General features: G+C 57.7%; 11 protein-coding genes. 8 read left to right on the top strand and 3 right to left on the bottom strand.

Annotated features, from left to right (window positions below; all coding sequences use genetic code 11):
- Nucleotides 1-22 precede the first annotated feature (22 nt).
- From Q1A75_RS14620 to Q1A75_RS14645, 6 genes are all read left to right on the top strand, one after another.
- Nucleotides 23-2,035: a hypothetical protein gene (locus Q1A75_RS14620; RefSeq protein ID WP_299553856.1), complete on the top strand. Its 2,013-nt coding sequence runs from the start codon at nucleotides 23-25 to the stop codon at nucleotides 2,033-2,035.
- 238 nt (nucleotides 2,036-2,273) lie between these two features.
- Nucleotides 2,274-8,717 (top strand): type I polyketide synthase, encoded by a 6,444-nt coding sequence (locus tag Q1A75_RS14625; RefSeq protein WP_299592418.1) that lies wholly within the window; start codon nucleotides 2,274-2,276, stop codon nucleotides 8,715-8,717.
- Nucleotides 8,714-9,721: a glycosyltransferase family 2 protein gene (locus tag Q1A75_RS14630; RefSeq protein ID WP_299552975.1), complete on the top strand. Its 1,008-nt coding sequence runs from the start codon at nucleotides 8,714-8,716 to the stop codon at nucleotides 9,719-9,721. Before Q1A75_RS14625 ends, Q1A75_RS14630 begins: the two co-directional genes overlap by 4 nt.
- 14 nt (nucleotides 9,722-9,735) lie before the next feature.
- Complete coding sequence (locus tag Q1A75_RS14635) at nucleotides 9,736-14,382, top strand: MupA/Atu3671 family FMN-dependent luciferase-like monooxygenase (RefSeq protein ID WP_299552972.1); 4,647 nt, start codon at nucleotides 9,736-9,738, stop codon at nucleotides 14,380-14,382.
- Nucleotides 14,379-15,020, top strand: coding sequence for a 4'-phosphopantetheinyl transferase superfamily protein (locus tag Q1A75_RS14640; RefSeq protein ID WP_299552969.1), 642 nt, complete (start codon nucleotides 14,379-14,381; stop codon nucleotides 15,018-15,020). The genes Q1A75_RS14635 and Q1A75_RS14640 overlap by 4 nt, the downstream gene beginning before the upstream one ends.
- Before the next feature lie 11 nt (nucleotides 15,021-15,031).
- Entirely contained in the window at nucleotides 15,032-15,973 is a 942-nt protein-coding gene (locus Q1A75_RS14645) for a hypothetical protein (RefSeq protein ID WP_299552966.1), read from the top strand.
- Nucleotide 15,974: 1 nt separating this feature from the next.
- Here the strand turns inward: Q1A75_RS14645 and Q1A75_RS14650 are convergent, their stop codons facing one another.
- Entirely contained in the window at nucleotides 15,975-18,419 is a 2,445-nt protein-coding gene (locus tag Q1A75_RS14650) for a tetratricopeptide repeat protein (RefSeq protein WP_299552963.1), read from the bottom strand.
- A gap of 139 nt (nucleotides 18,420-18,558) precedes the next feature.
- Nucleotides 18,559-19,146: a sugar transferase gene (locus Q1A75_RS14655; protein WP_299552981.1), complete on the bottom strand. Its 588-nt coding sequence runs from the start codon at nucleotides 19,144-19,146 to the stop codon at nucleotides 18,559-18,561.
- A 572-nt stretch (nucleotides 19,147-19,718) separates the two neighbouring features.
- Here Q1A75_RS14655 and Q1A75_RS14660 point away from each other — a divergent pair.
- Together Q1A75_RS14660 and Q1A75_RS14665 are read left to right on the top strand one after the other, a co-directional pair.
- Complete coding sequence (locus Q1A75_RS14660) at nucleotides 19,719-20,780, top strand: glycosyltransferase family 2 protein (RefSeq protein WP_299552960.1); 1,062 nt, start codon at nucleotides 19,719-19,721, stop codon at nucleotides 20,778-20,780.
- 8 nt (nucleotides 20,781-20,788) lie between these two features.
- A complete protein-coding gene (locus Q1A75_RS14665; RefSeq protein WP_299552958.1) occupies nucleotides 20,789-21,871 on the top strand; it encodes a hypothetical protein in 1,083 nt (360 codons plus the stop codon).
- 5 nt (nucleotides 21,872-21,876) lie between these two features.
- Here Q1A75_RS14665 and Q1A75_RS14670 read toward each other — a convergent pair whose 3' ends face one another.
- Nucleotides 21,877-23,229 carry an oligosaccharide flippase family protein gene (locus tag Q1A75_RS14670; RefSeq protein ID WP_299552955.1) on the bottom strand — a complete coding sequence of 451 codons (1,353 nt, stop codon included), beginning with the start codon at nucleotides 23,227-23,229 and terminating at the stop codon, nucleotides 21,877-21,879.

A 23,229-nucleotide genomic window follows, 5' to 3' on the forward strand; every position in this document is an offset into this window, starting at 1 on the left:
TGTCGTGTCTATTGACGGCGTGATGACAACATCATGGGGCCAAATGTCAGAAGGCGATTCAATTTGGGACTTGGAGCCAACGCCGGGCGTTTCGGTTGAGATTAAAGCTCGCCGTAGTAATTTGCAGGCAGCGCCCGAGGCGTTCCAGTTCGATCTGACGCTTTCCGGGTTCGATACAAATACGCTCAGCGATGATGCGGCCTATGACCCCAGTTACCATGACAAGTGTGTTTTCTGGGACTATGGCGACAGTTATCAATTCACGGCACCCGAAAAGGTGCAAGACGGCAATCTCGACAGCCGTTGGAGTCGTGGTCCGCTGGGGGCGCACACATATCGCGAGTCTGGTGATTTCGTTGTGCGTGTGGCTGTCGTCGAGCCGTCGTCCGGGAATATTGGGTTCGGTACGTTTCGGATTGGTGGAGCGTCAGCGAACACACCACGCATTCGACCCGCGTCCGAAGCGTTCGAGGGCGCTGCCACGCTGTTCGTTGATACCAATGGCTTGGCTGGCGGCTATCCCAATGCCCCTGCTGGCGCGGTACGCTATGACAATATCCAAGCCGCGATTGAGCAAATGCCCAGCAGCGCTGGCCCGCGCCGTGTAATCCTGGAGCGGGGGCAAACACATGTTGTTACGGCTGCCCGCAATCTAGCCCTTTATAATACACCTCTTGGCCCGACCAGTTTCCGTATTGAGGCCAACTCCGGCACGGGCGCCAAGCCAGTTCTGACGCTGGAAAACGGTCGTTTTGGAAATGGTTCCTTGCTGTTCAATGATGCGCTGCGCGCTGGAACATCGCCCAATGCGGAAGCAGATATCGTTTTTGCCGGCCTTGATTGCCGAGGGCCTTGGGACAGTACAACAGAGTCCGGGGCGGCTGTGACCTTTGCTCTGGCCGCAGAGGCGGGTTCCAACTATACGCTTTATGATGATTGTGAGTTTTCCGGCTGGGCAATTGCCTACCAATCGGCCAACAGCGATCGGGAAACCATCTACACGATCAACAACACGGCGATTTCCGACTGGCAGGCATACGCAGTGTTTGACAGTTCCACACAGGTTTCAAGTGCCTATACCGGCGCGCGGTTGACGCAGCATGTCAATGCCTCGAGCGGCGGGCCAAGAACGTCACCTCCACGGCACAACACCCAAGGTCCCGTCCGTTTTGGTGGCCCAAAACGTGCCCACATTTGGGCAACTGACATTTTCTCGCGGAATGGATGGTTTGGCCAAGGCTCCGTCTACGGCGTACAGCCCTGTATCCGTTTCGCAGATAGTGCATCGCGCGCAGGCGCGCGGCTTAACCTTGGTGCCAGCGTGATGGAAAGTGCTGGGCCCGTTGTGACCATGGCAAATGGTGATGGCAACAATCCGGACACTCATGTGAATGCTTTGATCGATGGAAACATTCTCTTGGGTGGCTTCATGTCTACCGATTTGGCTGTGGTTTCATATGGTGGTAGTACATGGCGCAACAATTTCCTGATCCAACCGGATGTGCAGCGTGACAACAGGTCTATCGGTGGGTTTGGGATCAACGCCAACGTGATGTTCGTGTTCCGTGATTCCGGTTCCGGGATTGCGGCGGGCAACCTGACAACTCCGAGTATCATTTACAATAATACGCTGGTGAACTTGTTGTCTCCTGGGAACCTGTTCGGCAGCACCGGAGAAACCCGGCCGCTTATCAACGAGAATGGTTTTACGATCACTTACGAAAACAATCTCTTGCACGAGCCGAACCGCGATGTGCCGCGGACCCTTTATGGAACCGTCAACGTCTCGCCTCCCGATGGCACGCTGACACCCGTCTTTGCGTTCACGCCGCGCTACAATGGGTATCGGGATTTTGATACTGTCAGGACGTTGAATGCCGCATTTGCGACCCCTTCAGACAGTGGACGCATCTGGTTGCCAGAGGTCGGATCCCCAGCGCTTGGTGCAGCGATGGCCGAGCCCAACTCGATGATTTCCTTTGCCGGGACGCGCCGTCCCGAACTGCCATCAATCGGAGCGGCAGAAATCGAATAGGTCAAAGATACATGCTTAGGTAGAAATTATGAAGGTCCACTGGAAACAGTGGGCCTTTTGACCGTTGATCGCAGCTTGGTCAGACATTTTTCCAACACCTGTCACACTCGTGCCGCATATCCGATAATATTGGCTGGCATGAGCGGCCACCATACTGGTATACCATTATTTATTTATAGCCCTGAGCGTTCTATGCTGGGCGAAGGTTTTTTTATTATTGATAGGCAGGTGGATTTCTATGAGCCGTTCTGCATCGGATATGTCTGAAACAGATATTGCCATCGTAGGGCTGGCAGCGCACTTGCCGGGCGCTGATGGTGTCGAGGCTTATTGGGACAACTTGCGCCAGGGCATTGAGTCCATCCGCCACTATGCGCATCATGAACTCATAAATGCAGGTGAAGCGCCGCATTTGATTGAGCGGCCGGACTATGTGCCTGCCGCGGCTCCACTCGACAATTTCGAAACCTTTGACGCGGATTTCTTCGGCTTGTCGCCCAAGGAGGCGGCGATCATGGATCCTCAGCACCGCCAATTCCTGGAAGTGGCCTGGGAAGCGCTTGAGAATGCTGGTCACCCACCGTCTAAAACCACAGGGCCCATCGGGGTATACGCCGGTTGTGGCATGGGTAGCTATTTCTATTTCAACATCTGTTCCAACCGCGATCTGGTCGATGATGTTGGTATGTTCCTTCTGCGCCATACTGGCAATGACAAGGATTTCCTGGCCACGCGTGTCAGCCACATCTTTGACATGACCGGTCCCAGCGTGAACGTGCAGACCGCTTGTTCCACTTCGTTGGTGGCGACGCATTATGCAACACAGGCCCTGCTGAATGACGACTGCGACATGGCTATCGCAGGTGGAGTCACGATCGAGCTGCCACAGCATCGCGGCTATCTTTACAAGGAGGGTGAGGTTCTGTCTCCGGACGGCCACTGCCACGCCTTTGACCATCGCGCCCAAGGCACAGTGTTTGGCTCGGGTGCCGGGGCCGTGGTGCTGCGGCGCCTCAGCGACGCCGTGCGAGACGGTGATCACATTTACGCCGTGATCAAGGGATCTGCGATCAACAATGACGGTGCGGCCAAGGCAGGTTACCTCGCTCCATCGGTGGACGGACAGGCAGAAGCCATTGCAGAGGCGCACCTCATGTCCGGTGTGACAGCCGATACGATTGACTATGTCGAATGTCACGGCACGGGCACGTATCTGGGCGATCCCATCGAGGTGGCAGCCCTTACCCAGGCCTTTGAAGAGACCGCAGACGAGGCAGGCTTTTGCCGTATCGGTTCAGTTAAGACAAATATCGGTCACCTTGATACGGCGGCTGGGGTAGCCAGCCTGATCAAGACATCGCTCTCGCTGTATCACAAGCAGATCCCGCCATCTCTTGGCTATGAGAAGCCCAATCCGGCCATCGACTTTGAAAACTCTCCGTTCCGGGTCAATGACACGCTGAGCGATTGGATCAGTCACAAGGGCCCACGGCGTGCCGGGGTCAACTCACTTGGGGTCGGTGGCACAAACGCCCATGTGGTTCTAGAGGAAGCGCCCGAGCGTGCTGCGTCCGAGCCGTCGGATTGGCCATTCCAGATGCTGCTTCTGTCGGCCCGCTCCAAAGCGGCACTCGATGGCAATGCCGCCAATTTGGCTGCATATCTGCGCACCAATCCCGATAAGGATATGGCCGATGTGGCATGGACACTGAAAGAAGGGCGCCATGCATTTGAGCGCCGCCGCGTGGTGGTGGCTGAAACCAATGAAGAGGCGGCTGAGACGCTGCTGGAAGGCGATCCCCGTAAGATTTTCACGCACACCGCGCTGGATCGCCCCGATACAGTGTTCATGTTCCCCGGCGGTGGGGCGCAATATGCTGGCATGGCGCGTGATCTGTATGAGACCGAGCCGGTCTTTGCCGAATGGATGGACAAGGGGCTCGCAGTCCTTGCGCCCAAGCTGGACTACGATATTCGCGCGCTCTGGCTGCCTGAACCGGGGCAGGAGGCCGATGCCGATGCCCGGCTGACGCGGCCCTCTGTCCAACTTCCGCTGATCATGATCTGTGAGTACGCGCTGGCCCAACTGTGGATGAGCTGGGGGGTTCAACCTGCCGCCTTGGTTGGTCACTCCATGGGTGAAAACACGGCAGCTTGTGTGGCTGGTGTAATGCGCTTTGAGGATTGCATTGGTCTTGTTCACCTGCGCGGGCGGCTTTTCGACACTGTCCCTGCCGGTGGTATGCTGTCGGTGGCGCTGCCTGCAGATGCGTTGCGCCCTCTGTTGGGAGATGATCTGGATCTGGGCGCGGTCAATGCGCCCAACCTGTCGGTCGCCACTGGACCACAAGCGGCGCTTGATGCACTGCAAGACGCGTTGGCGGTCCGCGACGTGGATTGCCAGCGCATTCCGATCGATATCGCCGCTCACTCGCGCATGTTAGAGCCGATTTTGCAGAAGTTTGGCGACTATCTGCAATCGATCCAGCTCAGCGTCCCGCAGATTCCGTTTACCTCGAACCGTTCGGGCCAGATGATCACTGATGCCGAAGCCACTGACCCCGACTATTGGGTGGGCCACCTGCGCGGCACCGTACATTTTGTTGATTGTGTGGGTACTCTTGCGGACAAAAACCGCATCTTTATCGAGGTGGGCCCGGGCAAGGCATTGTCGTCTCTGGCCGGTCAACACCCGAGTGTCGAGACCAATCAGGTGATTGGCTCGTTGCGCCACTCTGCCGATACTACATCTGATGATGCCTATTTCATGGCCATGTTGGGCCGTGTTTGGGCCCTTGGTGGTGATATCGACTGGGCTCAAGTGTGGGGCGAGGCGCGACGGGTCAAGCTGCCGCTGCCAACCTATGCCTTCCAGAGGGCGCCCTACTTCATCGAACCCGCACAACATCAGATCGAAGCGGCTGATACCTGGTTGATGCGCAATGATGATCCCGACAGCTGGGGTTGGCGCCCATCTTGGCGTCCCGATTACGCCCCTTGCGATGTAGACGTGACGGGTGACCTGTCTGATGTGCCATCCCAGCGCTGGTTGGTCTTTGCGGATGAGGCCGGGCTGTGTGATCAGGTCACCGACCAATTGCGTGCGGCCGGCCATCAGATCGTGACCGTGCGACCAGGCGACACCTTTGCCCGATTGGACGAGGACAGTTACATCTTGTCGCCCGAACGAGGGCGCGACAGTTATGACGCGCTCGTGCGTGATCTGGTTGCCCGCGCTTTTCTGCCTGACCGGGTGCTGCATGGTTGGCTGGCAACCACCCGCGAAAGTTTCCGCCCGGGGTCGAGCTTTTTCCATCGCAATCTCGAACAGGGCTTTTTCAGCCTTCTGTTCCTCGCCCAAGCCATGGGTGACGAAGGGTGGGCACAGCCGATACACATGGATGTGTTGAGCTCGGGCGCCGTGCAGGTGTTGGATGAGGCGCTTAGCCATCCCGAAAAGGCAACGCTGAGCGGGCCGGCCCGGGTCATGCCACGGGAATTCCCGCAGATCACCGTGGCGACGCTTGATTTGGACCTGCCTCGGGCGAAGGGGCGGGCGTCGGCCGATATTCAGCCCTTTGTCGTGCCCGTGCTGGAAGAGATCCTGTCGCCCGCCAACAACCGCAGTGCGGCTGTGCGTGGGGATAAACGCTATGCGATGTCCTGGCGTCCGCAACCTCTGGCCACGCGCGAGGCTGGTTTGGACCGGCTGAAGAAGGGCGGCGTTGTTCTAGTGACAGGCGGGTTCGGTGGGATCGGTTTGACCTTGGCTCGCCAACTGATCGAAAGCGTGGGAGCACGCATTGTACTTGTATCGCGTGGCGGGCTGCCGCCGCGTGATGATTGGGACAAGGTGCTGGCCAACACCGCACCAGGGGATGCACTGCCCCGCCGGATCCGCGCTGTTCAAGAACTTGAGGCTGCTGGGGGTGAAGTGCTGTGCCTGGCGTCAGATGTCTCGAATGTCGAGGATATGACTGCATTGCGGGCCGAGATCGAGACGCGGATGGGACCGGTTTCGGGCATCATCCATGCTGCGGGTGTGATTGAAGACGGGTTGATCCAGACCAAGACTATGACCGAAGTGGAAGATGTTTTTGCCCCCAAATTGCATGGCACACGGGTGATCGAAGAGGTTTTTCCCGATGGCGAAATCGACTGGCTGGTACTGTTTTCCTCCAGCTCTACCGCTACGGCGCCGGCGGGTCAGGTGGACTATGTCGCGGCGAACGAATACCTCAACGCCTATGCCAAGTCGCGCACGGGCGACAAGACGCGTGTGCAGGCCATTGGCTGGGGCATTTGGGCCGATACCGGCATGGCCGCCGATGCAATGGTCGCCCGCATCGGGGCAGGGGCCGGGGCGCCAGTACTGCCAGCTGATGTGCCGCTTCTGGATCTAAAAACCTTTGATCGTGCGGGTCACCGCATTTTTACCGCCGACTACACCGTTGCCGACCGCTGGGTGTTGAACGATCACCGAACCGGGGCAGGGGATGCGCTGATGCCAGGTACGGGCTATCTGGATCTCGCCGCTCAGGCGCTGCGGGCGCAGGGCGAAACGGCAGCATTTGAAATCCGGGACCTGTATTTCTTGCGCCCACTTGCCGTGGGCGACGCGGAAGCACGCGCGATTACATTGCGCTTGCCGCGCAGTGATACCGGTTATGACATGACTGTTGAGAGCGGGCCCGAAGGTGCGTTGGAAATGAATGCGCAGGCGCATCTGTCACTCCTGCCCATGCGGATCCCTGCGCCGCTAGACCTTGCTGCCATTGCTGCCCGCTGCACCACTCCGGTGCGTGCGCCCGAAGGCGGTGCGCTCAAGGGCGCACAAGAGGCACATCTGCAATTTGGCGACCGCTGGCGCGTGCTGCAATCCACGGCACTTGGAACAAGGGAAGGGTTGGCCGAATTGGCGTTGCCACCTGTTGCAACAGATGATCCTGCCGCAGGTTATCGGTTGCATCCGGGTCTTATGGACTTGGCCACGGGCTGGGCCATGGATTTGATCGAGGGATATGACCCGATGGCCTACCTCTGGGTTCCGGTGTCTTATCGGTCGGTCAAGGTCTTTCGCGACCTGCCTGATCGGATATTGTCGTGGGTGCGCAGCTCCGGTGACAATAAAGCCACGGGCGAGATCGCCAATTTTGACGTGACACTTGTCACGCCCGAGGGCGAGGTCTGTGTGGAGATCCGCGGGTTCTCCATCCGGCGGATGGAAACCAGCGTGGGTTTTGCGGCGACCGAAGATGCGCCTGCCGCGACCAGCGGGGCGGACGTGATCCAACCGCTCTCGCCCGCCGAGGAACGGCTGCGCCACAATGTTGGTCAGGGTATTCGGGCCGAGGAAGGGGCGGCGCTGTTCCTGCGAGCCCTCGCGCTTAATTCACCCCAAGTGGTTCTGTCATCGCTCGACATTCCGGGGTTGATCGAGCAGGCTGGCCAGATCCAAGACGGTAGTTCGAGCAGCGGGCAAACCTTTGAACGGCCCCAGCTCGACAGCGAATACGTCGAGCCGGAAGGGGCTATTGAGACCACTCTTGCAGGCTTCTGGGCCGAGCTTCTGGGCGTTGATCAGATTGGGGCCGAAGACAGCTTCTTTGATTTGGGTGGCCACTCGCTGATCGCGGTTCGACTTTTTGCCAAGATCCGAAAAACCTACTCCGTGGACTTCCCGATATCGGTCCTGTTCGAGGCGCCAACTATCCGCAAGGTGGCCGCGCTGATTGCCGAGCGGGGCGGTGTCTCTGAAGAGAACGAGACCGGCAGTGATGCAGCTGTTGACGCCGAGAAACGGCCAGCACGTCGCTTTACCCATCTTGTGCCGATGCATTCCGGCGAAGGGGGGCCGCGCCTGCCGTTCTTCCTTGTGGCGGGCATGTTCGGCAATGTCCTCAACCTGCGCCACCTCGCGCATTTGCTGGGCTCGGACAGACCGTTTTACGGGCTGCAAGCGCGCGGTCTTTACGGTGACGAAGAACCCCACCGTACCATCGAAGAGGCCGCCACCGATTACATCGCTGAAATGCGGCAAGTGCAGGAAAAGGGCCCTTATATGTTGGGTGGTTTCTCGGGGGGTGGAATTACCGCCTTTGAAATCGCCCGGCAGCTTGAGGCGCTAGGCGAAGAGATCATCTCGGTTGTTCTGCTAGACACTCCGCTGCCCGTACGTCCACCTTTGTCGCGGCGCGACCGGGTGATGCTCAACTGGCTCAACCTCAAGGACGACGGGGTGTCCTATGTCTCCACTTGGGCCAAGAACCGCATTGCCTGGGAATTGCAGAAGCGCCGAGGCAGCGGGGATGATGCCGCCGAAGAGGGTCAGCAGTTTCACGACGCAGCGATCGAAGCGGCGTTCCTGGAAAGCGTCGGTAAATATCAGGTGACCCCATGGGACGGGCCGCTGACCTTGTTCCGCCCGCCGCTGATGGCGCGGTGGGAGGTGGCTCCGGGGCGGCTGGTGGACAAGGATCGCCACTACATGTTCCCCGACAATGATTGGACGCGCTTCGTGCCCGGTCTTGTTATTCACGAGGTGCCGGGCGATCACGACTCCATGGTTCTTGAGCCGAACGTGCGGGTTTTGGCCGCGCGTATGAAAAAGGTGCTCGAGGCGGCTGAAACGGCGTGGGCTACCGCGCCAACCCCGCCGAATTTCCGGGAGGCGGCGGAATGAGTGTGCCTGAGCCGACGGTCCTGACAGTCCTGCTGAACTACAAGACCGCTGATATGACGTTAAAGGCTGCCGAAGCCGCGCTGGCGGCCATGACAGGGATCGCCGGCGGACTAGTGATTGTCGACAACGACAGCCAGGATGGCTCGTTCGAGACGCTTTCGGCAAACGTTTCGAACCAGGACTGGGACGCCGAGGGTAGGGTGCGTGTGATCCAGTCGGGCAGCAATGGCGGTTTTGGCGCTGGCAACAACGTAGGCATCCGAGCTCGCCTCGCGGACGGAGCTGCGCCGGACTACGTCTACATCCTCAATTCTGATGCTTTCCCCGCCTCAGATGCCATTCGGGTGCTGTTGGAACATCTGGAAGCCATGCCGAAGGTCGGATTTGCAGGTAGCTACATCCATGGGCCCGAGGGCGACACACACCTGACCAGCTTTCGTTTTCCCTCTATCGCCAGCGAGTTAGAAGGATCGATCCGGTTTGGCCCAGTTTCCAGGCTTCTAAAGAACTACAAAGTCCCCATTGAAACCCCGACGGAAACCCGGACCGTTGACTGGCTGGCAGGGGCGTCGATGATGATGCGTCAATCGGTACTGGATCAGATTGGACTTTTTGACGAAACCTTCTTTCTCTATTTCGAAGAAACCGACCTGTGCTTGCGGGCTGCCCGCGCGGGGCACGCCACCAACTACGTGCCCATCAGCAAAGTTGCGCATATCGGATCAGCTTCCACCGGTATGAAAACCTGGCAGCGCGTGCCTGACTATTGGTATGACAGCCGTTGGTATTACTTCTCCAAAAATCACGGACGGGTTTATGCGGCGTCGTCCACGCTATTGCATTTGGTCGGTGGAGCACTGCATTGGTTGCGCTGCAAGGCGACAGGCAAGGCGTGTTCTATTGCGCCCGGGTTTCTGACCACGATGCTCCGCCATGATCTGCGGGCGCTTTTTGCAGCGTCCGCACCAGCACGCATTCCAACCATGTCACAGTCTCAAGCATAAGGTTCGGTACGGTTATGTCTCAGTTCTCTGCGGTCCTGATTGGTCACGAAAGCCTTGTCATCCAATGCGGAGAGCTTCTGCGCACTGAAGGACACCGCATTGCGGCTATTGTCACACGCAATGCGGATGTGCGGGCCTGGGCGGCCGATGCGGCGGTGCCTGTACTGGAACCCGGCGTTGGTCTGGCCGCCCATCTTGAGGGGCAGGCGTTTGATTGGCTGCTGTCCATTGCCAATCTCGACATCATCCCCGATGCGGTTTTGGCCTTGCCGAAACGCGGCGCGGTCAACTTCCACGACGGCCCGCTGCCGAAGTATGCAGGACTTAATGCCCCGGTCTGGGCGGCCCTTGCCGGAGAAACGACGCATGGCATTTCCTGGCATTTAATCGAAGGTGGCGTGGATGAGGGTGATGTGCTGGCCCGCGCCTCTATCACCATCACACCTGAAGACACCGCGCTGACGTTGAACACGAAATGCTATGGAGCGGCGATCGAGAGCTTTCCGGCGTTGATGGCCGAACTGGCCAAGCCCGCGCCCAATCGGCAGTCGCAGGATCTGAGCCAGCGCAGTTATTTTGCACGAGATGCACGCCCGTTGCCGATGCTGGACTTTACCCAACCCGCCGAAGTGTTGGTGCGCTTTATTCGAGCTCTGGATCATGGCGAGTATTGGAACCCGCTGACCTTGCCCTGCTTTGACGCTGGCGGCCAGCGATGGCTGGCCCGGACCGCACTGGTGTCGAACAGTGCCTCGGGCGCTGCGCCGGGTACGGTTGTGGTCGCGGACAACGATCAGCTGGTCGTGGCCACAGGGCAGGGTGATCTAGGGCTGACCCGGATCACCGACACTCAAGGCCGTACCGTGCGCCCGGATACACTCGCCAGCAAAGGCACCTTGTTGCGTAGCCCTGCGGAGGCGGAAAAGGACGCACTGGAGACAGATTTAGCAGCCTTGGCCAAGACTGATCCTGCATGGCGCAAAATCCTTGAGGACATGGCACCGCCAGACCTGCCCTTGATTTCCGCAGCCACAGAGCCTGCGCAGGTGCTGGCCCGTCCGGTCGCCGTGCCCACCGACATCACTCCTGATCAGATAAGGGCCGGTTTCGCCCTGATGATGGCCCGGATGACTGAAGATGCCTGTGTAGATCTGGCACTTGCCCTTCCGGGTCTCTCCCATGCTGCTGACTGGGTGCCGGTGCAGGCCGTACTGAGCGACAGTATTGCCCAGATGAGCGATGCGCTCGCTGCCGATATTGCCGCTGCAAAAGCTCGAGGGTCATTTGCAGCGGACCTGATCGCGCGCCTTCCTGGCAGTGATCCGGCCTTGCCGGTCGTGGCGCTGTCCGATGATATTGAAGCTGGGTTGGTTGGTCCCACTGCCCTGACCCTTGCAGTCACGCCGGACGGTACAACGCTTTTTGCGGACGCTACCCGCATGCCAGTCGAAGTGATCGATCTCTATGTCGCAAGACTGGCCCATGTGTTGGACAAGCTTGGCAGCAGTGATGACGCCCATGCCCTGCCGATCCTTTCACCTGCGGAACGTGAACTGACGCTCAAGACCTGGAACGAAACGGCCACCGACTACGACCCAGCTCAATGTGTGCATCAGGCGTTTGAAGCGCAGGTGGGACACACGCCTGCAGCCGAAGCGCTTGCCTTTGAGGGGCACAGCCTGACCTACGATGCGCTCAATACCGCAGCCAACCGGCTGGCACACAAATTGATCGCATTGGGTGTCAAACCTGGTGTGATCGTTGGGTTGCATCTGCCCCGTTCGGCCGAGCTGGTGATCGCAGCCCTGGCGATCATGAAAGCGGGCGGCGCTTACCTGCCTATGGATCCCGCCTTTCCCACTGACCGTATCGCGCTTTATGTCGAGGATAGCGAAGCCGGTTTGGTCATAACCAATGCTGAACTGGCAACGGCCCTGCCGGAAAGCGGCACACAGATATTCGACGTCGCCACGAGTGTGGCGGATCAACCTGATACAAACCCGGCAAGTGGGGTCAGCGGGGTGGATCTGGCCTACATGATCTACACCTCCGGCTCGACCGGGCGGCCCAAGGGCGTGATGGTAGAGCATCGCAACGTGGCCAATTTCTTTGTCGGCATGGACGACCGTATCGATCACGAGGCTGGCGGTGTCTGGCTGGCGGTGACCTCACTATCCTTCGACATTTCGGTGCTTGAGCTGTACTGGACATTGGCACGTGGCTTCAAACTTGTACTCTCGGGTGATGAAAACCGGGTGCTTGTGGCCGGAGAAGAGGTTGGTGCAGGCGCGGTGCCCGGGGGTATGGAGTTCAGCCTCTACTACTGGGGCAATGACGACGGAAAGGGGCGTGACAAATACCGTTCCCTCCTGGAAGGCGCGAAATTTGCCGACGAAAACGGCTTTGTCGCAGTCTGGACGCCCGAACGGCATTTCCACGCTTTTGGCGGCCCCTATCCTAATCCGTCTGTGACCGGTGCAGCAGTGGCCGGTATGACCCGCAATATCGGGGTGCGTGCAGGTTCGTGCGTCGCGCCGTTGCACCATACCGCCCGCATCGCCGAGGAGTGGGCGGTGATCGACAACCTGACCAATGGGCGCGCCGGGCTGGCTATTGCCAGCGGCTGGCAGCCTGATGATTTTGTGTTGCGCCCAGAAAACACACCGCCTGAAAATAAGCCCGCCATGTTTCGCCAGATTGAAGACTTGCGCAAACTCTGGGCCGGTACGCCGGTGTCTTTCCCGCGCAAGGACGGGCAGATGCATGAAGTGGTCACACAGCCCCGCCCGATCTCTGACACGCCGGATTTGTGGGTCACGACCGCAGGCAATCCTGAGACTTGGAAAGAGGCTGGGCGCAATGGGTGTCACGTACTGACCCATCTCTTGGGGCAATCGGTGGACGAGGTTGGTAAAAAGATCAAACTCTATCACGGAGCCCTACGCGAGGCGGGCTACGACCCGGCGCAGTTCAAGGTGACGCTAATGCTGCACACCTTCCTTGCCGCTACCCGGGATCAAGCCCGTGAGATCGCGCGCGAACCGATGAAGGACTACCTGCGCTCAGCCGCCGGTTTGATCAAGCAATATGCCTGGGCCTTCCCGGCCTTCAGGAAACCCGAAGGGGTGGACAATGCGTTCCAGCTGGACCTCGGTTCACTGACTGACGACGAGTTGGAGGGCATTCTGGACTTCGCCTTCGAGCGTTATTTCAACGACAGTGGTCTTTTTGGTACCGTCGAAGACGCGCTGGCGCGGGTGGAGCAGGTCAAGGGCATCGGGGTTACCGAAGTGGCTTGTCTGATTGACTACGGGATCAATGTGGACACGTTGTTGGACGGGTTGACCCCGCTCGCGGAGGTTGTGCGCCACGCAAATGCAGATACCGCGCCGGCAGCAGATGACTTCTCGATCGCGGCTCAGATCGCGCGCCACCACGTTACCCATCTGCAATGCACTCCCTCCATGGCGCGCATGCTGGTGATGAACGACGCAGCCAGCGCGGCGCTACGCCCGATCAAGTATATGATGCTGGGGGGTGAGGCGCTGCCTGGTGCATTGGTGCGCGATCTGAATGCGCTCACCGGTGCGCATATTGAAAATATGTACGGTCCCACGGAAACCACGATCTGGTCGACGACCGGTCCCGCGTCCGCGGACGCGGGTGTGGTGGGCATTGGCTCGCCGATTGCCAACACGCAGGTCTATATCCTTGATGGTGCTATGCAGCCACAGCCCATCGGTGTTGCAGGTGAGTTGTATATCGGTGGAGACGGCGTGACCCGCGGGTATTGGCAGCGTCCCGAGCTTACCGTAGAACGCTTTGTCCATGATCCATTCCGTACCGATGTCGAAGCGCGGCTATATCGCACCGGCGATCTGGCGTGCTGGCTGCCAAACGGTGAACTGGATTTCCTCGGTCGGGCCGACTTTCAGGTCAAGCTGCGTGGATACCGGATTGAGTTGGGCGAAATCGAGACAGCCATCGACGCGCTCGACGATGTGCGTCAGTCTGTCGTGCTGGTGCGTGAAGATGTTCCCGGTGTGCAGCAGCTGGTCGCGTATCTGTTGACAGACGGGGCGGTGACCGAACCGGCGTTCAAGGCAGCATTGGCTGATGTGCTGCCTGCCCACATGATCCCGAACCGCTTTGTGACTCTGGATGCTTTCCCCCTGACGCCCAACAAGAAAGTCGACCGCAAGGCCTTGCCTGCACCGGGCGCACCTGCCCGCGCCGCGGCAGCATCCGTTCCGGCGCCTCAAGGCAATTCGCATGCCGCTACTTCAGACGCAGGAACCGGCTTCGACGGTGATGTCACAGAAGCAATTGCGGGGATCTGGGGTGCGATCCTCGGGTTGGTGGATATCACTGCGCGGGATAATTTCTTTGATCTCGGCGGGCATTCGATCTTGGCGGTCCAGGCGCACCGGGAAATCAAGGTACAGCTGGGGGTGACGAAACTGTCGATTACCGACATCTTCCGCTTCCCCGTTCTTGGGGATTTGGCGCAAGCGGTCGAAGCCAAGTTAGGGCCTACCCAATCTGCGCCTGCTGTAGCCTCGGCACAGGTTACCGTTCCTGCAGCGGAACCTCCGACGGGGCGCGCCGACGCTACGGCGCAAAGGCGTGCAATGCGCGCGCGCCGGCGTCAGGGCAGATGACCCATTTCGAAGTGTTGCGCCAGCAAGTGCAGGTGCATTTGAGCCGCGGCGTGGGTGTTGGTGTGGCGAATCCAAGGGCCTCGGCCACCGGCCTTTATCCCGCCGAAGAAACTGCCACCCTCCGTATGGTCGACAAACGCTTGCGCGAATTTTGCGCCGGGCGCCTTGCCGCGCGGCAGGCGATGGAGGCCATTGACCTGCCGCTGGCACCCGTGCCGATGGGTCCGGACCGTTCGCCATGCTGGCCTGAGGGTGTCTTGGGATCGATCACCCATTGTGAATGCGCTGCTTTGGCTGTGACCGCGAGGGCCGATACCGTTCGCGCCCTCGGAATTGATCTGGAAGAGGCTGAACCGTTGGAGCGGGATCTTTGGGACACGGTTCTGACCACAGCCGAGCGGGAACGGACCAGCGACGGCCTAACCGCTAAGTACATCTTCTGTGCGAAAGAGGCGGTCTACAAAGCACAGTTTCCAATGACCGGGCAACAGCTGGGCTTTGATGATGTGGAGGTCACGTTGCAAGGTGCGCAATTCACAGCCAGCATTCCAGATGCAAAAGGTACTTGGTCTGGTGTGATTTCAAATGCTTCGGTCCTATCTAGGAACTTGATTATCAGCATTGTGACTTTGCACTAAGGATTTTTTCCATGCACAAACGTCTGTTGCGCAAATCTACGGCTTCCTTATTTCTGCTGCTTTCGGCCTGCGGTTTGGTCAGTCGTTGCGGCACACCGGACCCGGTAGACGAGGCGACGTTCAGTGCCCTCTACACCAAACCAGCCGATCTACCGGACGCACCGCTCAAAGTTTATCATCTTGGTCACAGCTTGGTTGGTCCCTACATGCCCGTGATGCTGAAACAGCTTGCTGGTGAGGGCCATGGTTTCAACAGCCAGCTGGGGTGGGGATCTCCTCTTGAGCAGCATTGGGAACCGGATGTGCCGATCAATGGCTTTGACGAATCCAATGGACCACCGGCCTACCGCGACGCAAAGGAAGCGATGGTATCGGGTGAGTATGACGCGGTTGTTCTGACCGAGGCCGTCGAAATTCGCGATACGATCAAATACCATGATCCGCATGACTACCTGCGCAAATGGGCGGCAGCGGCTTGGAACGGAAATCCGGACGCTCGCGTCTATCTTTATGAAACCTGGCATAACCTCGATGATTCCGAAGGCTGGTTAAACCGGCTCGACCTTGATCTAGAGCGCTATTGGGAGCGTGAAATCTTGAAACGCGCTCAAGCCTACGGGGAGATCGATAAACCGATCTACGTCATTCCGGCAGGTCAGGTGATGGCAGCCTTTGTGCGCAAGGTAGAGGCCGCCGGTGGAATCGGCCCGATCCAGGATCGTGCTGACCTTTTTGACGATACGATTCACTTTAGTCACTACGGCGGGTACCTGGTGGCGTTGACCCATTACGCCGTGCTTTATGGACGCTCGCCTGTTGGCCTGCCACACCAGATGCAATTGGCCGACGGCAGCCCAGCGGATGATCCTGGGCCAGATGCGGCGCGGGCGATGCAGGAAACGGTTTGGGAGGTTGTGACGTCCTATCCACCCAGCGGCGTAAAACAGAACTGAGCTATTCGTCTGTTGCGGGTAATTGTTCGATGCGGGTAATTTCAGCACGGGCGGTTTCGAACTGTGGACGCGGATCATTTTCGTCAGCGAGCTCAAGCATCCGGCGATATTGTGCGATGGCTGCATCCCGTCGATCAAGCGCGCCATAGACCTGTCCCAGATGGAACTGCACGATTGCATCCGATGTCAGAGCAGTTGCAGCCGCTTCCAGATAAGACAGGGACTCTTCAACATTACCGCGTCTGAATGTAATCCACCCGTAGGTGTCTTGCAGCGCCGGCACGTCAGTGTCGCGCAGGCGTCGAGCCACGATCCAGGCACGTTCGAAGCTGTCGGCATCAGTCTTGTAGGTGGCCAGCAGGCTGGCCAAATTGTTGGCTGCGATCAGATCGCCGGAGTTTCGTTCGTAAATCCGTTCATAGTTCGCAATTGCGCCGTCAATGTCACCCGCAACCTCAAGCTCGGCCGCTTGCAACCAGAGAAGGTCGCGGTTGTCCGGATCGATCGCAAGCCCATCCTGCAGGGTCCGGCTGGCCACAGTATCTCTGCGTTGAATACGCTGCAGGCGGTAGAGCTCGCTCCAGATCCGCATGCGATTGCGATCTTCTTGCAAGAGCGCGCTTAGCAAGGTTTCAGCGACAGCCAAGTCGCCGTTGGCGGCATGAGACGTTGCAAGGATGAACCGCAGGGACAGGTTTTCGGGGTGCTCGGCTACCAGGGCCGTGGCCTGTTGCAGCGCTTGTGCTGTCTGACCCGAACTTAGCTGTGCCCGCAACAACGCCATTTGAGTGTTGAGGCCGGAGTCTTCGCGAGCTGCCAACTCCTCCAGATAACCAAGTGCCTTTTCAAGACCCTCTCGGCTGCCAAGAAGGCGCGCTTGTAAAGCGTCCACCACGGCCAGAGTCCGGTCCGTACCGATGCTGCGTAGGTGTTTGATCACGTGATCGGCGCGCGAGTAGTCTTCGGAGGCCAAATAAATCTCGCCCAAGAGCACCAAGAGATCGGTATTTGATCTGTCGCGACGCAATGCGGAGAGCAAGACTTCCTCCGCAGCCAGATAACGTTCATCGGCGGCCAGCACGCGAGCATAGCGCAGCGTAGGGGCTGCAGCATTGTTGGACGCGTCCACCGCCAGAGCCATGAAATCCCAGGACAAGTCACGATTGCCTGCACGCGCATTGGCCTCTGACATTGAGGTAAGTGCAGCCACATCGTTGGGGGCTTTGTCCAGAGCTAGACGCAGGCCCGCAATGGCGGCATCCGTGTCATCGGTTGCGATCTGCCAGGCGGCCTGCATCTTGAGAGCATCAACATTGCCGCTATCGGTGCCCAAAACCTCATTAACCAGGCGTTGCGCCTCAACCACATTGTTCGTTTGGGTCTGCATCTGCGCCAGCGTGATCTTGATGTCGCTGGCCTGCGCCGTGGGCGTATCCTGATCAAGAAGGGCTTGTAGATCAGCAATCGCCTTATCTTGTGCTCCGGCTTCAAAATCGAGCACCGCCAAAAGGATCTTGAGTTGATCAGGTTGTGGTGAAACCGTCAAAGCAGTGGTGAGTTCGGCCCGCGCCATCTCGGGGTTCCGCATGTCGCGCAAGAAACGCACCAGCCCGATAAACAGCGTTGGATCTTCGGCGGCGGGATCGGCAATTTCGCGAAAGAACGACTCGGCTTTGTCGATCTGTTTGCGCGCCACATAGAACTGGATCAGGTCCTTCTTGGGACCATCTTCATCGGCAAAGAGGTCCACCATGTTCAGCAGCTGGACTTCCATCGCAGAAAAATCCTGCAATTGGTTCAGTAACCCGAGACGTTGAGTATAAAGCGTTCGGTTTTCTGGTTTGAGGGCGATCATACGGTCCAATTGACCCAATGCGAGTTCCGGTTTTCGGTCGCGCATATAGGCATCAAAGAGGACTTGCTGCAGCACATCGCTGTCAGGCCTGTCCGCAGCGAAATGTTCTGCTGTATCGCGCAGCGCGTCCCGGGCAGGACCATCGCGGGCCTCAATGGCTTCCTGATAGCGTAGTGCGAGGTCGATGATCTGGCTTCGCGGTGCATCGGGGGCTAGCGTGACCGCATGTGTGGCATGGCGCGAGAATTCCTGCCAGTTGCGGGCTTCAAAGGCGATTTCTGCGAGTACGGTGCGTCCTTCGATATGATCGGGCTGCTGTTCGACAAGTCGCAGATAGTGTCCATAAGCTGCGCTCTTGTCGTTCTTGTCCAGCATCAGCCGCGCCATGGTTTCGCGTGCTTCAACATGGTTGCTCATCAGCTCGAACACATTGCGCAGCTCGATGGCGGCCCGATCCAGATCGCCTGCGTCGATCAATTCAAGCGCCGAGGCGAGATACTTTTCTGCCCGCTCCTCAGCAGAATCGCAGGCTACAAGGAAAAGGCACATGCCCAGAGCCATGACAAAGTTGCGCACGAATGATGGCCACATGGTTAGATCCCGTAAAGATGTCCGGCAAAAAAGACCCGCCATGCGGATCATGCCGGAACTCACCATCTTTTTAGCGGGTTGGCTGCGCCCGGGCAATTTATTCCCAAGGCAGACGCCCTTTATGTAGATCAAGTTTGTATCAGTGCCCAGTCGCGTTGATCACCACAGACACAGTCTTGGCCAGAATGTTCACGTCGGTGCCGAATGAAACCGAGCTTGCGTACTGGTCGTCGTATTGAGCTCTGTCAGCAAAGTCGCAGTTGTTGCGGTCAGAAATCTGCCAGAAGCCAGTGATGCCCGGACGAAGCCAGTAGTATGCCACTCCAGGGTACTGTGCTTTCTGGCACACCATCATGGGCCGGGGTCCAATAAGGGACATCGACCCGACGAGCACATTCCAAAGCTGCGGCAACTCATCAAGAGATGTCTTGCGCAGAATGCGCCCAACCTTGGTGATCCGGGGGTCGTTTTTCAGCTTTTGCGTACTATCCCACTCAGCGCGCGCGGCAGGGTTTGCCGCAAGGTAGCTTTCCAGGCGGGCGTCGGCGTCGGCCGTCATAGTGCGAATTTTCCAGATGCGGAACGTGCGCCCATTCCGTCCAACACGCAGTTGCGAATAGAACGGTTTACCACCGTCCAACGCCACAAGCGCCGCCATCGAAAGAACGATGGCGATGATGATGGGTGCTGATGCGATAACCAAGAAAAGGTCCAGGGAGCGCTTCACATAGGAATGGTAGAAGCCGCCTACGCGAAAGTTGCTGCGCCCCCTGAGATAAACTGAAATTTCATTATGAAAATCGTGTGACTGAATAGTCATTACAAAACACCTTCCGGCTAAGCCAAGAAAAGGACCAGCCAATAAAAAAGTTACACTACACTACTTATAAAATTCGATATTCTACGCGACGGGAGCAGATGTGCCGCCACGTCACCTGTTTACCATTTGTTAACCCGGCGCCAAAGGAAATTAAGCGCGAATCCGCCCAAAGGCGTGATAAACTTCAAAAAGATTTTGCTCCCGATCTGGAATTCTCAACCGAAGATAGAGTGAGCACATCTATTTCGGGAAATTTATACAAAATTTTTTCTAACGTCCAGCATATCAAGAGAATCGGTTGAGACTTGGACATCATCCTTTTTGGTACGACGACCTGCACAGTGGTTCGTCTTCGATGTTGGGATCTGCATCACTCAGTGATATTTTGCCGATCAAACCAACATGTCGGTTGTAACGGCGTCATCTTGCCGATAGGCCTATCGATACATTTTTTACACGTATCAAGGTGGGTATGCATCTTGCCTTTCATAAGCCGCGTAATTGACAAGCTGCGCTATGTTTATGCGCAACGAGCGAAAAAAGCTCGGATCAAACGCGCCTCAAAACTCGTTTCAGGTCCGCAATCGATCATCTTGGGCGACGCAGATGTCGCGATGGTTTGTCTGATCCGAAACGGTATGTATTATCTGGACACGCTGTTGTCGCATCATCGGGGCATCGGAGTTCAAAAATTCCTGTTCATCGACAATGGATCGGACGACGGAACGCTGGAACGGTTGGCACATGAACCGGGCGTCACCGTCATTTCTAACTTGCTGCCCGTTGCGACATACGAATGTGACATGCGTGCCGAGATCGCGCGCGAGGTTATTCGCGGCGGTTGGTTTCTGTTCCTTGACAGCGATGAGTTGCTGGACCTGTCCCATGGAGAGGGGCGCGACATTGCCGAATACGCAGCCTATTGCAAAGCGCATGGCGCGACATGTGTCATCGCGCAACGTCTGGACATGTATGCGCCGCACCCGTTGGCGGAAACTGAGTCCTGGAAATACGAAGATTCTGTACGTCTTTTTGACCGTTTCAGCGAACACGGGATCGACGAGTTCGAATATCACGACCAGGACAATGTCGATGTCTGGTGGTTTCTAAGCTCGAATATCGTGACCAACTCGGACATCAAGCTCAAATTCGGTGGCATTCGTGGCGAGATCTTTGGCGAAGATTGCGGTCTGACCATTCACCCCTTGGTCAAGAACCTGCCAGGGATTGACCTGCGTCCACATCCTCATTTTGCCAGCCGTGTGACATGCGCCGACTTTGCTGTTCTTGTGCGGCACTACAAGTTCGCGGGACCTTTCTTAAGTCGGGAACGTCAACAGGTCGCCCGTGGTACATGGCAACATGGCGAAGGTGAAAAGCGTTTGAAGGTCATTCACGACTCCGATTTCTGCATCTCGAGCGTGGAAGATCAACACTTTATCGGCACAACAAACTTGGTTGCGAGTGGGTTTCTGGCCTGTTCCGAGCGCTTCTTGTCGCAATTTCCGGCTCCAAAGCAGGGCGCAGAGCACACACGTTAGGACGACGATTGAAAGTTCTTCTTTTTCTGATTTACGGCGATCAGCGCGTCTATCATCTGGAATTGACGTACAGCATTTTGTCTGCTTGGCAGTATCTGAAGGACGACCCGGCTGGAATCCGTATTGTCCTGGCGTCGGATGAAGCCAATCAAAGGCCGGACCTGCCCGTCGAGCCCTTGCTTTTGTCGCCGCGAATGATGGGGGATTGGAGCATGCAAGGCACCTATCATCATGCGATCAAGCTCCATGTTTTGCGTCATGCGTTGCAACAGTATGACGTCCCCACGGCGTTTATCGATAGCGATACAGTGTTCAAGGCGCACCCAAAGCGCTTGTTTGAACGCTTCGGTCCCGGACAGGCTTTAATGCACGCCTGCGAAGGTCCACTGGAAAACAGTGCCGAGTGGCCGGAGTGGGAGGCCTTGATTCAGAACTGTGGCGCGCGCGTGGCTGGACGCCCCGTAACCTCACGGACGACAATGCACAATGCTGGCGTCTACGGGTTGATGCCTGAACATGGCCCCCTGATGGAAACGGCTGTCTCTATCTTGCAAGATCTCCGCAAACACGGTTCGGTCTTTACTGCGGAACAGCTGGCAGGCTCTATGGCCCTCGGCGAGGTGCTCGAAATTTCGGAGTGCCGGGATCTGATCGAGCATTATTGGCACGGGCCACGTGCCTATTTTCACTATCAGATGGGTCAGATGTTTCCCCATGTGCGGGTAAGCGGTGGCATTGCAGATGTGAATATGTCGCTTCCGTCCTTGCGGCGTCACATCCCCAGCAAACCGGCGCATCAAATTGCCGCGCGCCTCAAGCGATTGTGGCGGCGCGCGCCTTCTGAATACGAATTTGCCTACCGCGCCTATCTTGGCGCATGTTCGACCCGCGTGTCAGACCCTGAACTGGCAAATGTCTGGGCCTTGACCGCGCTGAATATGCTGACTTGGGGAATGTCAGACAGGCAGCCCTCATCGCGTATCATCCAAAAAGACTTTGTTTTGTTTGCAGCATCCACACTGCGCGATCAGGGTTGGATGGAGCCTGGCCTGCAAAAGCGATGGGAGGCCTACTGGTCCACGCGGGCGTAAGCCGTTTAGAAGGTGGTGAGCACCTCAAGTCCACCGCGATGGAACCACAGCATGAAACTGGTCAGACCGGCTGCGATGATGGCGTAGAAAAGATCGTGCCATGGATCCCATGCGCCGTGTTTGTAGGCAAGTCGCGCCACCAAAGGATGCACGAGTATCTGGGATAGCCACAGCCCAATCAACGCTCCGGGCAATCCGTAATACTCCATCCCCAAGATGAACAAGGCGATCTGTGTTGATGCCTTTGCCAAGAGAAGGAAGAAGACCCCGCGGGAATCCCCGCGTCCGAGTGCCGAGAAATCGTATGTCATGCCGATGAGGTAGGGCACGCCCATACAGGCGATGGCGACGACGACACCACCTGCCGCCAAGAACCGATCATCATATAGAAAATCGACGACCCAGATGCCCAAGAATGCGGCCGTGAACTGCATGGAAAACACTGCGGCGGTCATCATGAACCGCATCTTGCGCACCTTGTTGAAGTTCTCGCGGGTTTCGTGCGGCGGGCATTCACGATGGAGCGGGATCATCACCCGGCTCATCACCATCGCAGCGAGCGCCTGCGGGAAGCTGGCAAGAAAATACCCGATATTATAGATGCCAAGGCTTTCCAGCGTCAGGTATTTGCCAAGGATCGCCTTGTCACCTTGGGTTAGTAAGAAACCGCAGAGCGTGCTGAGAAAAATCCACTTTCCGAAATTGATCAGATCCCAACCTGCTTCGGGGTCCCAGCGGAACCGGTTTGGAGCGCCCGGCAGGAAGAGATGCATGATGCACAGACGAATGATCGCACCCGTAGCGCTGCCGATGACCAACGCCCAGATCGAGCGCAGTGTCCATGCCAGTATCAGCATCACCAAGAGACTGAAAACCTGCGAGATGATATCCAGCACAGTCATGCGCCCCACCATCAGATGTCGGCTGGCGCTTTCGATCCGCGTAGGATTGAACCCAGCAATCAACAGGCTCAATCCGGCCACGGGCAACATCATCGTCAGCCGGTCATCTTCATAAAACCAAGCCGCCAGAGGGCCCAGCCCACAACACATCAGCCATAGAATCCCCCCGCGGATTGCTTGCACAGTCCACGCTGTGTTCAGGAAATCGGTATCGTCCCCTTTGGGGCTTTGCTGAATTGACGGCGCAATTCCGATGTCCGACAGCATGGTCAGACCCACCAGGAAAACGGTGATGATCGCCATGAGACCAAAGGCTTCGGGAAACAGTAGGCGCGTCAGAACCAGGTTCGACGCCAGACGCAGCACCTGCGCGGCGCTGAATCCGATAAACGTCCAGCCCGTGCTGCGCAAAAGCCGGGCTTTCAGCCCGTCGCCGCCTAGCATGCGTTGCAACAT

The sequence above is a fragment of the uncultured Tateyamaria sp. genome (assembly GCF_947504105.1).
Taxonomy (GTDB): domain Bacteria; phylum Pseudomonadota; class Alphaproteobacteria; order Rhodobacterales; family Rhodobacteraceae; genus Tateyamaria.

What these genes read in the sequence shown, in the direction of transcription:
- Q1A75_RS14620 (WP_299553856.1), top strand. Translation starts at nt 23, where the DNA reads ATGACAACATCATGGGGCCAAATGTCAGAAGGCGATTCAATTTGGGAC.
- Q1A75_RS14625 (WP_299592418.1), top strand. Translation starts at nt 2,274, where the DNA reads ATGAGCCGTTCTGCATCGGATATGTCTGAAACAGATATTGCCATCGTA.
- Q1A75_RS14630 (WP_299552975.1), top strand. Translation starts at nt 8,714, where the DNA reads ATGAGTGTGCCTGAGCCGACGGTCCTGACAGTCCTGCTGAACTACAAG.
- Q1A75_RS14635 (WP_299552972.1), top strand. Translation starts at nt 9,736, where the DNA reads ATGTCTCAGTTCTCTGCGGTCCTGATTGGTCACGAAAGCCTTGTCATC.
- Q1A75_RS14640 (WP_299552969.1), top strand. Translation starts at nt 14,379, where the DNA reads ATGACCCATTTCGAAGTGTTGCGCCAGCAAGTGCAGGTGCATTTGAGC.
- Q1A75_RS14645 (WP_299552966.1), top strand. Translation starts at nt 15,032, where the DNA reads ATGCACAAACGTCTGTTGCGCAAATCTACGGCTTCCTTATTTCTGCTG.
- Q1A75_RS14650 (WP_299552963.1), bottom strand. Translation starts at nt 18,419, where the DNA reads ATGTGGCCATCATTCGTGCGCAACTTTGTCATGGCTCTGGGCATGTGC.
- Q1A75_RS14670 (WP_299552955.1), bottom strand. Translation starts at nt 23,229, where the DNA reads ATGTTGCAACGCATGCTAGGCGGCGACGGGCTGAAAGCCCGGCTTTTG.